Origin of the sequence: Bacillus sp. ISO11 (assembly GCF_003458115.1) — a bacterium.
Taxonomy (GTDB): domain Bacteria; phylum Bacillota; class Bacilli; order Bacillales; family Bacillaceae_G; genus Bacillus_A; species Bacillus_A cereus.
Window position 1 is genome coordinate 146,765 of record NZ_QXCO01000004.1, and the last position, 16,589, is coordinate 163,353.

The following is a 16,589-nucleotide window of genomic DNA, read 5'->3' on the forward strand; positions in this document are numbered from 1 at the left end:
TATATCTGTTATATTTGTAACTGTCAAGGGTATATTGATTTTTTTGTCGAAATGGTTCATATTTCAACTGACTTTTACTAAGCTTATTAGAAAAAGAAAGAGTCTATATTTTCACCTTTTTAAACGAACTATAAAAAAAGAATCTTCGCGATAATCGCGAAGATTCTTTTTACGGTATGAGACGAGTACAATCTCTCGGAAAAGCACTCGCCTCTCGTACATTTGTTAATTCTAAAAGTTTATATACAACCCTTTCTAACCCAATTCCGAAACCTCCATGTGGTGGACAACCATATCGAAATGTATTTAAATAAGATTGAAATTTATCTGGGTGTAATCCTTTTTCTTTAAACGAAGCGAGTAACATTTCATAATTATGAATTCGCTGTGCCCCTGACGTTATTTCTAATCCTTTATATAATAAGTCGAATGAATCAGTAATAGATGGATTCTCTTTATTCAGCATCGTATACATCGGTCTCGCTTTTTTCGGATAATGCGTAATAAAAACAAATTCACTATTATATATTTCCTTCACATATTTCCCTAGTAACTTTTCACCTTCTGTATCTAAATCCCCTACAGGAGATTCTTTACGATACTTACTTTTCAAAATTTCTTGTGCTTCTAACAATGTAATTTTAGGTATTTCAGTAATAACAGGTACTTCTATTTGTAATAGTTGTAGTTCTATTTCACATTTTTTCGCTACTTGTTGAAACATATATCGTAAAACATCCGTTTCTAGTTGCATCACTTCATAAAAATCATGAATAAAACCAAGCTCTACGTCTAACGATATATATTCATTCAAATGACGGGAAGAATTATGATGTTCCGCTCTATATACAGGTGCAATTTCAAAAACTCGTTCTAACCCACCTGCCACCATCATTTGCTTATAGAACTGTGGTGATTGTGCTAAATAAGCTTCTTTTTGGAAGTATGGAAGCTTAAAAACATTTGCTCCTCCTTCTGCCCCTTGCGAAACAATTTTCGGCGTAAATATTCGTGTGAAATCGTTCTCTATAAGAAATTCACTAAAGCTTTGAACGAGTGTAGATTTCACTTTAAAAATTGCTGCGTTTCGCTCATGCCTTAATGATATTACTCGCTCATTAAGTAGTTGATCTAAGCCAACTTGTAACTTCTTTTTATTTATTTCAAATGGAAGTGGCTCTGCACCGTTTATTACTTTCACTTCATGAGCAAGTACTTCAACACCCAATTCTGTTTTCGATGTCTCGACTATTTCACCAATTACGTGGACGACACTTTCTACATCAACTTTATATCCAGCCAATTCATTTTCTAATACACATTGAATTACTCCTGTTCTGTCTCGTAATAATAAAAAACTAACATTTCCAAGATGTCGAATCTTTTTTACCCATCCTTGAAGTAATACAACCTTTCCACTTTGCTTTGTACATTCTTTTGTGAGTGAACGCTTCATTATTGAATCCATTATTTTTCCCTCCAGTAATTTTATATTTATTTACGTTATTGTTGTCATCGTCATCATCCACGGTCACTCACCCCCTTTCAAAGAATACAAAAATCCGCCCCTATAAATAGGGACGGATTTTTTCCGCGGTACCACCCAAATTGTCATACTGACCATCTTAGCCCTGATAACGGTAGGTACCGTTTGCTTTTACTAATAATCACGTTCAAAGCAACACTCACAGGTGTCTTTCCATCATGCGGTATCGCAACCTTCCCAGCAACTGGCTGCTCTCTGTAGACCTTTGCACCATGTACTTTTCCTGATCATCACTTTTTATATTTACAGAGTATTCTAACTCCTCACCTTATAAAACGCAAGCTTTTTTTGAAACATTCTGGTTTTATAACTCCTAACTTCTTCTAAAGTGTGAAAAGTTAATTTTGTAATACATATTCTTATGTATTACATCCAAAATTACACCTTTAATATTTTCCAATTTTTACATAAAAACTAATTCATTTACGCATATTAATAAAAATTTTAAAGCGAGGTGTGTATATGCAAAAAGCAATTAGTTTCTTTCTCCTTTTGTTTTGCTTAATTGTAGTAAACGAAACGTATGCCTATTCACCAAAATCTTTACCAATCTCTCAAAACTCTGATCAATGGCAAGTGAATATTGATAAACCGAAAAAAACAAACAAGAATATGCTTCAAGCTAAAAAAGATGAATTTCAAACATATCATTTTTCAGTAAAGAATGTCGGGAATAGTGAAGTATATAATGTAAACGTCGAAGTATTCCGCAACGAACCAAATAAGAAAACGAAATATGAACTCTTTTCCCTAAAGGAAAGTCGTTTGGCAAGTGGAAAAACTGGATTTGAACACGCTAATTTACCCGTTGCTACAAAAGCAGATGAAGTTGATGTTATTATTACATGGCAAGAACACCCATTCCGATCGATGCGAAATGGTCAAAAAGTTGAATCTAGAAAATTTAAAGAGCATTTTGTTTTTAAAGAAGCTAAAAAGTAAATGGGATACGGATATATTCACACTATCATTGATATAGCTTTATTTACTAGTACCAGTTCGTAAGCAAATTAAAAAGTCGTGGCTTATAAATGCCACGACTTTTTATATTAATTCGTACTAATGCCTCTCGCTGCCCAAATGCGATCGATATCAGCAGCATGTTGTCCGCCATATAAAAGAGCATCCGCTTGCTTAATCGCTTTCGCTCCATCACTGAATTTAGAGTTTGGTGTTAATGACCAGTGCGATTGTAAAATAATTTTCGTTGCTACATCACGGCCAAAAGCTTGTGCCATTTCGTATTGACCTTGAGCCCAAATTTCACCATCATCATGCACTTCATTCGTTATATCTTTCGGATACACTTTATTCGTATCTAATCGGCGTAAGCACGTCGGATCTGAACTAGAATAAGCAGTCGCATCCCATTCTCCAACACATGCTTTTCCGTACCCTGTCGTCGATACTGCATCTTCATACGTAGCACCTAAGAAGTCGCCAAATCCTTCTCCCATCGCTCCACCTTCTGCTGAACTACCAAAGCCAGGAACTTGGTTATCTTGAATCGAATGCCCATATTCATGTGCGATAATACCAGCATCTTCTGCATCATCAACACCGCCAGTACCGAAAGTTAAAGCTTTTGTTGATGGAGAATAGAATGAGTTATCATCAGTTGTTCCATTCACATTCACTTTAATCGAACGATTATTAATATTTTTAAACCCTAGACTTTGAATGTAACGTTGCAATGTGTCGATATGATAGTACGACATAACATCTTCAAAGCTATCATTTGCACGTGTATAGTTGAATTGTAAGTTTGTAGATTTTGTTTTCGCTTTTGAAGAAATCGTTACATATTCTCCAATTAAAAATCCTGTTCCATCTAAACCTTTTAACGTAACAGTTTTCAGTTGGTTCGTTAGAGCTGTTGAATCTGCATCGTTATTATCTTTTAAGCCTACTTTACTACCGCTAGATACGACTGGGTTAGGTAAAAATACTTTTCCTGACCCTTCAGCTTTTCGGTTTATATCAACCTTTTTAATTAACTTTCCATTTTCTGCATCAATAAATGTTTCCCATGCACCAAATGGATTATTAGAATGGACTACAACTTTATATACTGGACGAGCAATTCCTTCTTCAACAATATATCCGAACTCTTTATCTGTAGGAGCCCATAAATTTTGCTCACTTGCTTCTCCAACATACGCCATTGATTTTTGTATTGCATCTTTTTCACTAATTTTTGTCGTTACTTCCTTCACACCTGTAACAGGCTGATAATCAGAAACAGCGAGTACTCCCTTTCCCTCTCCGTTAAGCGTAACTGTTATTTGTTTTGAAAATACAGGTGCACCATTAACAACTTGTTGGAACCTAACATATGAAGCTACTGACGTTTCTGTTGTAGAAATATATTGCAAGTCTGAAAGATCTGTTTTCAATCCATACTGCGCAGCATTTTCTTTTAAATATTCAGTTGCTTTTTTCTGTGGCGAATAAGCTTCTAACTTTACTTGCTGTTGTTTTTCCAATGCCGAAACCGTAGTAATTGTCCCCATTACTAACGGCACAGTCATTGCCATTGCCACCATTTTTTTATTAAACATAGAACCACTCCCCCTAATAAAGTAGCTCAACCTTATCCCATTACCACTAGGCAATCATTCCCCGCAAAACGGATGGATAAAAATTGAATCTACGAGTAATTCTCTATGAACACTTCTATTACCTTTTCATTTAGGGTAAGTGAAATTTTCTCAATATTTATGTATAAACCGAACACAATACTGTAGAAATATATTTCTACAGTATTGTGTTCGGTACGCTATGAAAAAAGACAATTGCTAGTGGTCCTACTGAATGTATAGTCAAATAAATTCTAATCATACAAAAAAGGAAGTTGGAATCATTCCAACTTCCTTTTTTCTTTAATTAGCTGCACTTAATTTAATTCTAAGTTTTGTTTCACCTAAAGAAAGTTCATCGTCTTCGTTCGTTAAGTGACCAAATGTAAATTGTTTAACGAGTAAGTTTTCTTCCAATAAATCTTTATGGTTCGTTAACGTTCGCTGTAGTTCTTCTTCTGTATCAAGAATAATATCGACTCGTAAATTAACTGGTAAATTCAACTGTTTACGATATTCTTGAACCGCACGAATGAATTCACGCGCTACTCCTTCTTGTAACAATTCTTCCGTTACATTCGTATCTAACATAACTGTATATTGTCCGTTAGTCGTATTAGAGAATCCTGATTTTGCAACTTTCTCAACTAACACATCTTCAGCAGTTACAACTACTTCTTCTCCTGGTATTGCTTCGTAAACTGCTCTTCCTGTTGATACAAAGTTTTGCACTTCTTCTTGTGATAATTGTTTTAGCCAACCATTCACTGCATTCACATTTTTACCGAACTTCGGCCCCGCTGTTTTAAAATTAAGCTTCAATTGATATGATGTGTATTTTGTTTCATCGAGTTCAACATGGAACGCTTTTACATTTAACTCATCCATAACGATATCACGATAAGATTCCCAATCCATATCATTCTCGTTATGCTCAAGTAATACAAGTTCTGCTAGCGGCTGTTTTACTTTTAAAGAATGCTGATTACGGTTACTTCTTCCAAGTTCAACAACTTGTAAAACAGCATCCATTTCCGCTTCTAATTTCGGTTGAAGTAGTGATTCATTTACAACTGGATAATCGGCTAAATGAACGCTGCTTCCTTCTAAATTTAGATGAATGTCTTCCGCGACAAACGGTGTAAATGGTGCAATTAATTTACTAATTGTTACAAGCACTTCATGAAGTGTCTCATACGCAGCTGCTTTCTCAGCGTTCATACCGGATTCCCAGAAACGATTACGTGAGCGTCTTACATACCAGTTACTCACTTCATCTACAAGTGCTGCAATTTCACGAGCTGCATTCGTAAATTGATAATCATCAAGTCCAGTTCTCACTTTTTTCGTTGTACTATGCAACCTTGATAATACCCATTCGTCTAATTTTGTAAGCTTTACATCATACTTTTCTTTCGGATTATACTCATCTAAATTTGCATATAAAACGTAGAAGCTATACACATTGACTAATGTATCTACAAATTTAGATTTCGCTTCCAGTACTGTTCTTTCAGAAAAACGCTTCGCATTCCACGGGGCACTATCAACAAGTAAAGCCCATCTTAGCGCATCTGCACCAAACTTATCTACTAAATCAACTGGGTCTAGTGCATTCCCTTTACTTTTAGACATTTTCTGGCCTTCTTCATCTAAGACATGCCCTAATGATAACACTCGTTTATACGGTACTTTTCCTGTATATAGTGCTGAGACTGCTAATAAACTATAAAACCAGCCGCGTGTTTGATCAATTCCTTCTGCAATAACATCCGCTGGAAACTGCTCTTCAAATAACTCTTTATTTTCAAATGGGTAATGATATTGTGCAAATGGCATAGAACCACTATCAAACCAAACATCAATTACTTCTGGTGTACGATTCATTGTTCCTCCGCATTTCTCGCAGCAGACTTGCACTTCATCTACATACGGCTTATGCAATTCCAAATCTTCCGGTGTTTCTTTCGTACTATGCTTTCTTAATTCGGCAATGCTCTTCGGTGCGAACTGATGATTACAACTTTCACATTCCCACACGTTTAATGGTGTTCCCCAATATCTATTTCGGCTAATATTCCAGTCCACCATATTTTCTAAAAACTTACCAAAACGTCCATGTTTCATATGATCCGGATACCAAGTAACAGAATCATTATTTTGTAAAAATGTATCTTTAATTGCAGTTGTTCGGATTAACCAACTTTCTCCTGCATAATAAAGTAGTGGTGAATCACAACGCCAGCAATGCGGATAGCTATGTTCATATTTTTCTTTATGATACAGTAAACCTTCCTTCGCTAAATAACGAACGATATCCACGTCACAATCTTTTACAAATTTCCCTTTCAAAAATGGTACTGCTTCTGTATACTCACCTTTTTCATCTACAACGTGCAAAAATGACAATCCTTCACTTTGAACGACTCTATAATCGTCCTCTCCATATGCTGGAGCAATATGAACAAGTCCTGTACCACTATCTCCCGTTACAAAATCTGCTGCAATAACGCGGTAACCATTTGTAACTTCTTTCATCGGAAATGGCGCTGTATAAGATGTGTTTAATAATTCTTCGCCTTTATGAACAGATAATACTTCATAGTTCTCTTTTAATACTTCTTGTACACGTTCTTTCGCAACAATGTATACATGACTTTCTTGTTTTGCTTTAACGTATTCCATATTTGGATGGACAGCAAGCGCAACGTTTGCTGGAAGTGTCCAAGGTGTTGTGGTCCAACCTAAGAAATACTCATTTTCACTATCTTTCACTTTAAACTTCACAGTTGCACTTAAATCTTTTACTGTTTTATACCCTTGTGCAACCTCATGTGAGCTCAATGAGGTTTGGCAGCTTGGGCAGTATGGTGAAACTCTATGTCCTTTATATAACAATCCTTTTTCATGGATTGTCCCCAAAATATGCCATACACTTTCGATATATGGATTCTTTAAAGTTACATATGGATCATCCATATTTACCCAATAACCAATACTTTCAGTGAATTCACGCCACTGCTTCTCATATGTGAAAACACTCTCTTTACACTTTTGAATAAATGGTTCAATGCCATATTCTTCGATCTCATGTTTACCAGAAATACCAAGTTGCTTCTCAACGCCTAATTCTACAGGTAAACCATGTGTATCCCATCCCGCTTTTCTTAACACTTTATAACCAGCCATCGTTTTATATCTTGCTACTAAGTCTTTAATTGTTCGTCCAAGTGCATGACCTACATGCGGTAGTCCGTTCGCCGTTGGTGGTCCTTCATAAAATACGAAAGACTGTGCGCCTTCTCGATTCTGAATTGATTGTTCGAAAATATTTTGTTCGTTCCACTGTTTGCGAATTCGCATTTCTCTTCCTACAGCTGATTCTTTTATATCTACTTTTTCCATATACAATCACTCCTTTGAATATTTTAAAGCACACAAAAAACCCGTCCCTATAAAGTAGGGACGGGTTTACCCGCGATACCACCCTAATTCTATTAGCTTTTTCACTAATAGCACTTAGCAACGTACTATCATACGTGTTCTTTGTAACGGTAGACATCCGTCCGGGCTTACTTACTTTCAGCCTCGGCTCCTCGGAGATGATTTTCAAATAATGTCTGCACACCGGCTTTCAGCAATATACCGGCTCTCTGGAGAACAGCTCACTATTTTACTCTTTCTCGTCTTCAGATTTGTATACTTTGTTAAAAGTTATTTTATGCCATTTAGCAACTAATTGTCAACTAATTCAAAATATACCCTTATCTTTTTCCCCTATTCTTATACAATTACTTTTCAAATTCTCGCAATGCTGCTAAATTTTCATCATCCTCAATAAGTTCAGCAAAAAATCCCGATTCATCCTCACGAAGGACAAATTCAAGCTCTTCCTTCGCCTCTTCATTTCTATTTAACTGCGCTAAATAACAAGCACGATCATATCTTGCTAACAAATCACTCGCGTCAATTATTAATACTTCATTTGTTATTTTTTCTGCCTTTATCGTTTGGCCGACACCATGATATGAAGATGCTAAAGAAAGAAGAATTGCTGTTTCATTTGGATGATGTACAGAAGCATTTTCTAATACATGAATTGCCTCTTCAAACCTTTCTTGACTTTGATATATTTCTCCTAAAGCAAGAAATGCTCTACTTACAAACGGTGTTTGCTCTGTTAATTGTAAGATAATCTTTTCTGCTTTTCTTTCTTCCCCTGCTTTAAAGAATACTTGTGCTTGCAGAAGAAGAGTATCATAATCATCTGGTAGTTCTCGAACCATTTGTTTCGTTAATTCCAAAGCATCTCTTAACATATCTTCTTCCTCGCACTCAACGAAAAGATTTACAAGTTGCTTCGCTACGTCATAATCCCATTTATTTTCTAGTGACGTGTGCAGAATCTCTATTGCTTCTTTATTCATCTCTACATTCTCATAAAATAGCGCAAATCGCTGTGCTGCCATACTATTTTTCGGATTTAACTTTAAAGAGATTTCATATAAATCAATTATCATAGTAACCATTGAAATTTCTTTCGCACGATTTTTCATACGATAAAAAGCTCTCGTAATGATAGATCGTTTCGGCTGTTCATGCAGCTGGCGTTCAATCCATATTTCCGTAACCGCAGCTGCAGCATACATGAATGCTGTACTTCTTTCTGCTTTTTTCACCTTTAATGTATGAAGAAAATCTCGTATGTTAGACAATTTTTTATGTTGCTCTACTGCTTTTACATAAACATCAAATATACGTTCATTATCAAAATCTTTTTGTATTACTTTCATTGCAACTTCAATTGCTTTTACATTTCTTTTTTTCACTAATACTTTTGCATAATGATATAGTACTTCTATATGCTCACCATCTAATTGTAGCGCGTATTCAATCTGTGCTTGTTCTTTATCTGTTTCATTCATCGCTCCGTACACATATGCAATCGCATCTAAACGCCATATTTCAGGTACTTCGTCCACTAATTGTTCTAGTTCAATCAGCAATTCTTCCTGAAGGTTCATTTCTACTGAAAGCTGTGCCAAATATTCCATATTAATATGCAACGGCTCTTCTTTCATCGCCTGAACCATATGACTTTGTTCTTTAGAACGGTTTTCTTCTTTTTCGTATATTTCCGCAAGCTGTAAATGTACACCTACGAAATTCCCATTAAACTCTAAACATGTTTCATACGCCTGCTTTGCTTCCGTCAATTGCCCTAATGCCATAAGTGTTTCGCCAATTCGGTAATACGGTAATGCCGTTTCCATTTGTTCTATCGCCTTATTATATCTTTTCATCGCTTGGCCGTACTGTCCAATAGATTCATATAAAATACCTGCATAACAACCGTACTCACTTACTTCATTTCTTTCTTTGTGTAACGTTCTTAAAAATGCTATACCTCGTTGTACAAATTCCGTTCCTTTAATTCGATTCACATATTCATCTAACGCACTTGCTACATTATAATCACTTTTCTTTATACCATTTTCTAACTTAGATAGCGCTACTTTAAATCCTTCTTCATTTCCACCAAGTTCTATTTCAGCATCCCATAAAACCATTCCTGCATTCATGAGGAAATCTTGGCTCTTTTCAATTTGCTTCTCAAGACCAAGAATATATTCTTTTGCTTCCTTATATTGTTCTCTTGCCATATAAACTTGTGTAAGTCCGAAGTGAGAATAAACATCCTCATCATTTTCTTCTAAAGCACGCTTATACAATACTTCTGCTTCTTCCAAGCTATCATTTTGAAAATGATAGTCACCTAATTTTACGTAAAGAGGTGCTTTATCATCACAATTCTCAATACCGTTTAATAAAATTTCTTTCGCACTTTCCTCATCCTTCAAATCAGATTCGTATATTTCCGAAAGTTTCGTATAAATGTAAGGTGCATTACTATCCAAATGAATCGCTACTTTAAGCCCTTTTATTGCTAAATATAATTTCCCTAGTTGATGTGCACATCTCGCTCGTTCATACCATACATGCGCTTCATATTTATACTCTTTTAACAAGTCATTAAAGATTTCATATGCTTCTTCATATCTTTCTAAATCTATTAATATTAAACCGTGATTTGTTAAAGTGAACCTTTCAGGACTACGCTCTAACGCAACTTGAGAGTATTGCAATGCTTTTTCAGATTGATCAATATACATATAGGATAAAGCGAGAAAACTCCAAGCAATAGGCTGATCTGCGTCTAATTGTAACGATGAACGAAAGCTTGAAATCGCTTCTAGATAACTTTCCTGTTCAAACGCATATCTTCCGTTTATTAAATGATATAAAGCACGATTATTTTTCTTCTCAACGCTTGTCAGCATTTGCTCCGCTTTCTCTACTTCTTGAAGACGAATAAAACACTGTGCACCATGCAATTTAACAAAGTCCGAGTTCGGAAACTTTTCCATTAACTTATCGATACAATATAAAATAAATTCTTTATCTACTTCAACATCTAAGTGCTTTATCGTATATAACCACGTATTTGGATTATCACTCGTTTCTTTTAAAAATTGTACTAAGTTACTAATTCCCTCTTTGTCATGTTCATCTAAATGATCCGTAAGAGAAAAAATAGATTTAAAGTAACGATTTTCTTCTTCACTTAGAAACGCTAGTTGCTCCTTCTTTTCTTTCGGAACAAACGTGATTGCTAAACAGCCTGTATAACGATATTTTTCTTGTACTTTACTATATTCCACAAGAACTGGCTCTATAAAGTTTGGATCTTGAACATAGAAAGCTTGCAATGTATCATCATATCCAGATAGAACTTGTACGTGTGAAGCATGCTCAATATCTATACTTAATAAAACAGGAATTCCTTCGTCAATCAGTCTCTTATAATTCTCTTCATTTCCTTTAAAATAACGATATTCATAACCTAATTCTTCTAAATAAGAAACAGTATCTGAAAACTTCGATCCTGTCATATCAAAAATAAACTCTGCTATTTCATCTTGTGTACGTTTCTCTCCCCATATACGCAACATCATCTCTAAGCTTGTCGGAACACAATAATTATCCTTTTGTACAATAGGAACTATCGGCAAGTGAACCTTTTTTCCATCCGGATTTTTTTCTAAATTATGATATAAAGATTCTTTTAAACTCTTTTCTTCTTTTAATAGTTTTTGTAAATCTGCAAATTTATTCATTTTGTACAGCGCTTCTGCACGTAAATGTACAAAGTAAGTATTATAGGCATGATATGGCAGCTGAGTATTTATATTATCTATTACCGCTAACATCTCTTCATATTGCTCTAAATCTAATAAATACTTTATCTTCTCAAAATGAAAATATGGTACTTGTGGGAATTTTACAATCGCATCATCGATTAACTGTATCGCGCGTTTTTGTTCTCCTTTATTCGCATACAATTGTGATAATAAATAGGTAGATAACTCTTCACAATCTTCATGCTGCATGCCAGCAATAAATTGTTTTTCCGCTTTCTCCCATTCACCTGTATGCATATAAACGTAGCCCCATTTATCAAACACTGCGCGCGCACTGTACTCCTCTGCTTTTTGCATATACATTAACGCTTCTTCGTTTCGTTTCATTTCTAAAAGACATCGTACTAACGTAAAATATGTTTTCGCTAAAAAATCTGCATCTATTTCTTCTTTACTTAACTCTTCTAAAGAAGATTTTAACAACTGCTCTGCTTCAAGAATTTTCCGCTCATCAATTAACTCATCACAATATAAAGAGAGCGTTCTCATATTTGGGAATTTTTTATAAGCGTAACGAATGAGGAATGAACTGTATTGGTGCATAAGCCCTTCATCAGTAAGGCGAATTAATATATCGAACTCCTTATGCGAAGGAATATTGGCAAGCCAATTCTTCACATAGGATAAAGTATTCGTTTCTTTTATATATGCAATTTCATTATTTATTTCCTGTAATCCATCTACAAATCTCTTGTCTTTTAAACAAGTTTCTAACTGCTTAAAATCTAGCATGCATTCACCTCGAATTTATATTTAAACTGCTACTTGCTTAGATTTTACACACCATATAGTATGTATTCAACTAAAATCTCTTATAGTGGATGGTATTAATTAATATTATTCAAATTTATAACAAAATATAGTAAAAATGATTGTTTTTCTCCGTATTTTGTTTAATTATATGGAATAACGTAACATGCGGTTTTAATCTTGTAGAAGCTGAAATTAGTACATAAAATTATATCGGCGATAATTCAAATATATCAGCGATTCTTTCATTTTATCGGCGATTTTCAAATTATATCGACCGATTCTTAACATTTATCAGCGATTATATGTCGAATATCGACTTATCGACATTAAACGACAATCCTTATACATCATACCTTTTAACAAACTATGTCACCAAATGTAATTTTCATATTGGGAGCGTATACAAAAGAAGAATACACATGAAATATTTTAAAAAATCGTAGTTCAGCTTCATATTGAGCTAGCGCATTATCATATGTTAATCCTCTGGCTATTAAACGTTCTACAAATTGTTGCTTATCACCCGGATCACCTGCAATCCCCTCTTCTTTTAATGATTGATACAAATCGTTTTTATCATTGTGATGCATATTTGAATCTAAAAAGTTCACTTTATCGCTTACTCTACATTCAATATTTTTCACACCTAATTCACTTAAATATATCGGTATTTTCATGCCTATATTGCCATCTTTACCATTTCTTTGCGTATCACTTTCAAATAATTTCTGCAAAACACCTAGCTGAATAAATTCCGATTGTTTCTCCCCATCTAGTAAATAAGAAGCCATATTAGAAATCCAATGTGGTTCAAAACAGATTATTTTCCCGCCTCCTTTTATATACAAAACTAAAGTTCTCTATATAATAGCCGTATTCCTACACTTTTCTTAAAATTTCAAAGCAAAAAGCTAGTGTATTATTAAAAATACACTAGCTTTTTATTTGGAAGAAAAATTTAACAAGTACAATCACAATCAAAACAATCCGTACAGTCTAAATCGTCACAATCTGCTTTTCTCTTTCTTTTGTTTCTTTTAAGATAATAATACAGTAGCCCAAACAATAGTATACAAATAACAAAAGCTATTATTGCTTCTGTATACTTATTTTGAGTCATAAAACCAATTCCACTTCCGCCTGAAATAAAAATTAGAATTAAATAAATCCAGAACATCTATGTAAATACCTCCATTACTATATATCTTAAGATAATATCCATATAACACTAGAGGAAATGAATAATCCCATACCATTACCGCTTAATACACCAGTAGTTATTCTTAGCAAATTTGAGCTACTTCTCCATTTCCACTTTTGGGTGAACCCATCGATAAGTAACGGAATTTGAGCGAAAAATGATAGTATGATTGCCAAAAGAAATGAAGGTGTCATATAAAAATAAATTGGAAACATTAAAATACCAATAAGCATGCCTGTACAACGCGCACATAAAGGTATGTACTTTTGTAGTTTAAAAAAACTCCTATCTAATCTTCTATGACAAGGAATTTGTAAAATAAAAGTTCGAATCAATATGAATCACCCTCTCTAAAAAGATTTTAATTGATTTTGCAAAAAAAATATATATCCAATAAAAAAACAAACCAGGTTTATACTAGACCCAGTTTGTCAGTTTACTACTATGTTACATTTCCTCAGGTGCCTCCACCCCAAGTAAACGTAATCCTTCTTTTAATACAACCGTCACAGCATAAACCAATGCGAGTCTGCTGTCTTTTTCTTTGCTCTCTTCTAATATACGAACATTACCGTAATATTTATTGAATGATTGTGCTACATCTAATATATATTTCGAAATAATAGATGGCTCATTTTTATTGAAAGCCGCTTCAATTACTTGAGGGAATTTATTAAGTAATTTTACGACACTCCAGCTATGATCGTCTTTTAAAGCAAATGTACATGTTTCAAATTCTACACTTTCTTTTCTTAAAATAGAACAAGCACGTGCATGTGTGTACTGTACGTAAGGTCCTGTTTCTCCTTCAAATTTCAGCATATTTTCTAATGAGAATTCGATATTATGCATACGCTCATTTTTTAAATCGTGGAAGATGACTGCACCAACACCGACTTGCTTTGCTACTACTTCTTTTTGTTTTAAGTTTGGATTTTTCTCTTCAATATTTTGTTTTGCAAGTTCGATTGCTTCTTCGAGTACTTCTTCAAGTAAAATAACTCTTCCTTTACGTGTCGACATTTTCTTACCATCTTTTAAAATGAAGCCAAATGGTACGTGTTCCATACCATCAACCCAAGTATAGCCAAGTTTTTTTAATACGGTGAAAAATTGATTGAAATGTAAGCTTTGTTCTGGACCAACAACATATAGCGCTTTATCAAACCCATAAGTGTTTTGACGATATAAAGCTGCCGTTAAGTCACGCGTTGCATAAATCGTCGCACCATCTGATTTTCTAATTAAACAAGGCGGCATTCCTTCTTCTTCTAAATTAACGACTAATGCACCTTCTGATTCTTCAAGCAACTCATGTTCTTCTAAAATCCCAATAAAATCTTCCATTAAATTATTATAAAATGCTTCTCCCTGAAAATTAGTAAATTCTACGCCGAGAAGTTCATAAATGCGAGCAAATTCTTTAAGGGACTCATGACGGAACCAATTCCAAAGCTCTACCGCTTCTTCATCACCTTCTTCTAATTTCTTAAACCAAGCACGTCCTTCTTCTTCTAGTTCTTCGTCGTCTTTTACCTCTTCATGGAATTGGACATATAACTTAAATAGCTCACGTATTGGATCTTCTTTAACTACTGCTTCATTTCCCCATTTTTTATAAGCCGTAATTAACTTTCCAAACTGTGTTCCCCAATCTCCTATATAATTAATCCCTACAACTTCATAGCCACATTTTTCAGCGATATGTTTCAGCGAATTTCCTATCATTGTAGAACGTAAATGTCCCATCGAAAAAGGTTTCGCGATATTAGGAGAGGAATAATCAATTACTACTGTTTTTTCACAGCCAAAGTGGTTTTGACCGAACTCTTCTTTCTCCGCTAAAACTGTTTTTAATACTGCATCACTTACAGTTTCACGATTGAAAAATACATTTACATAAGGACCAACGGCTTCTACTTTCGTAAAAAACGGATCATTGAATTTCTCAGCAACTTCCTTTGCAATAAGAGCTGGTGCTTTTTTATATTGCTTCGCTAATGAAAAGCATGGGAACGCTGCATCTCCAAATTCATCTTGTTTCGGTGTTTCAATTAAATCTAAAATTTGTTTTTGCGTTAATTCATTCGTGAAAATATTAGATAAACTTTCCACAAACTGCATTTTATAATCCATGATACAACCTCCTTATTTTTTAAAACACAAAAAACTCGTCTCTAAAAAAGAGACGAGTTTTAACCCGTGGTACCACCCTTGTTGTTCGTTACGAACCACTTTCCCGTTTATAACGAGGACAGGGGGCCTCGGCTTTCTCTACTATTCGTTCAAGAAGCATCTCCGAAGTGCGCTTCATCTTTTTCTTCCGTACTAGGCTCACACCATCCCTAGCTCGCTTTCCTTCTAAAAAAGACTACTCTCTTCATCACAGACAGTATATTTAATTAATTATTGCTTATTATACATCTTTTCAAACAATTAGCAAGGGTCAATTACACCAAAGTGAAACTTAGCACTTTTTCTTTTGTATACATAAAAATTGTGTTTTTCAAATCTAGAACTACGAAAATGATCTTTTAAAACGACACGTTTTCTCGCCACTCGTTTTGCCTCCGCAATTGTTTCATCAGTAATATCATGATACAAAGCGAAGTGTTTTAATCCTTTAATTCCGTCGGATTCTATGACAGTTTCTTCAAACATCGGATCAAGGTAAACGACATCGTAACTATTGTCTTCACATTGCGCTAAAAATGAAAAATGCTCCGTTTTCTTTACTTGAATTCTTTGCATTGCTTCATCAATTTCAGAAACGGATGAAGACCATGTTTTCAAACCATTTTCCATAATATAAGCCATATACTCATTGCCTTCAAGTCCTGTTACTTTTCCGCTTTCACCAACAACATAACTAGCTACAATACTATCTGATGCCATCCCGAGCGTACAATCTAACACTGTCATTCCTCTCTCTAATTGCGTGGCTTGTACAAACGGATCGTGTTCTCCACGCATTAACCTTTTCACACGAAACATCGCTGAGTTCGGATGAAAGAAAAACGATTCTTCCGTACCTTTCGGATAAATAGCTAATCGGTTCTTCCCTACGACAAGCACATCTTGTTCATACTGCTCATGCAGCTTATGTACTGGTATGTCATTACGTTTAACGAAAGAAGCATTTAATTCTGCGGCTACCAGCTTTGCATAATCTGTCATTTCTTTATTCGTTCTTCCTGCTGTTGTTACGATCATTGTTTCACCTCTATATAAAGAAAAGAGGGAGATTT

The 16,589-nt window shown here is 34.7% G+C and carries 9 protein-coding genes, 1 pseudogene and 3 other annotated features; of the genes and pseudogenes, 1 reads left to right on the forward strand and 9 read right to left on the reverse strand.

Annotated elements, in window-relative coordinates:
* Positions 1-169 precede the first annotated feature (169 nt).
* Positions 170-1,468: an aspartate--tRNA(Asn) ligase gene (aspS, locus tag D1166_RS05935; RefSeq protein WP_097855891.1), complete on the reverse strand. Its 1,299-nt coding sequence runs from the start codon at positions 1,466-1,468 to the stop codon at positions 170-172.
* Between the two features lie 105 nt (positions 1,469-1,573).
* Positions 1,574-1,786: a binding site (T-box leader), on the reverse strand.
* Between the two features lie 222 nt (positions 1,787-2,008).
* Here aspS and D1166_RS05945 point away from each other — a divergent pair.
* On the forward strand, positions 2,009-2,488 hold the full coding sequence (locus tag D1166_RS05945; protein ID WP_001167912.1) for a hypothetical protein: 480 nt from the start codon (positions 2,009-2,011) through the stop codon (positions 2,486-2,488).
* Positions 2,489-2,595: 107 nt separating this feature from the next.
* Here the strand turns inward: D1166_RS05945 and D1166_RS05950 are convergent, their stop codons facing one another.
* The 8 genes and pseudogenes from D1166_RS05950 to D1166_RS05985 form a co-directional block, all read right to left on the reverse strand.
* The gene (locus tag D1166_RS05950; protein ID WP_016117723.1) at positions 2,596-4,107 is read right to left on the reverse strand and encodes a M36 family metallopeptidase; all 1,512 of its coding nucleotides are present in this window, start codon (positions 4,105-4,107) and stop codon (positions 2,596-2,598) included.
* A 321-nt stretch (positions 4,108-4,428) separates the two neighbouring features.
* Entirely contained in the window at positions 4,429-7,530 is a 3,102-nt protein-coding gene (ileS, locus tag D1166_RS05955) for an isoleucine--tRNA ligase (RefSeq protein WP_097855892.1), read from the reverse strand.
* Between the two features lie 53 nt (positions 7,531-7,583).
* Positions 7,584-7,824 (reverse strand) — a binding site (T-box leader).
* 92 nt (positions 7,825-7,916) lie between these two features.
* A complete protein-coding gene (locus D1166_RS05960; RefSeq protein ID WP_097855893.1) occupies positions 7,917-12,119 on the reverse strand; it encodes a bacteriocin-processing peptidase family protein in 4,203 nt (1,400 codons plus the stop codon).
* A 377-nt stretch (positions 12,120-12,496) separates the two neighbouring features.
* A pseudogene (locus D1166_RS05965) lies at positions 12,497-12,982 on the reverse strand (class I SAM-dependent methyltransferase); the annotation flags it as partial.
* A gap of 116 nt (positions 12,983-13,098) precedes the next feature.
* Positions 13,099-13,317: a hypothetical protein gene (locus tag D1166_RS05970; RefSeq protein WP_000498604.1), complete on the reverse strand. Its 219-nt coding sequence runs from the start codon at positions 13,315-13,317 to the stop codon at positions 13,099-13,101.
* Positions 13,318-13,346: 29 nt separating this feature from the next.
* Positions 13,347-13,676 (reverse strand): DUF2085 domain-containing protein, encoded by a 330-nt coding sequence (locus D1166_RS05975; protein WP_000621475.1) that lies wholly within the window; start codon positions 13,674-13,676, stop codon positions 13,347-13,349.
* Between the two features lie 112 nt (positions 13,677-13,788).
* Positions 13,789-15,477, reverse strand: a complete 1,689-nt coding sequence (argS, locus tag D1166_RS05980; RefSeq protein ID WP_097855894.1) for an arginine--tRNA ligase — start codon at positions 15,475-15,477, stop codon at positions 13,789-13,791.
* A gap of 45 nt (positions 15,478-15,522) precedes the next feature.
* Positions 15,523-15,737, reverse strand: a binding site (T-box leader).
* Positions 15,738-15,777: 40 nt separating this feature from the next.
* Complete coding sequence (locus tag D1166_RS05985; protein ID WP_097855895.1) at positions 15,778-16,554, reverse strand: class I SAM-dependent methyltransferase; 777 nt, start codon at positions 16,552-16,554, stop codon at positions 15,778-15,780.
* Positions 16,555-16,589: the final 35 nt, after the last annotated feature.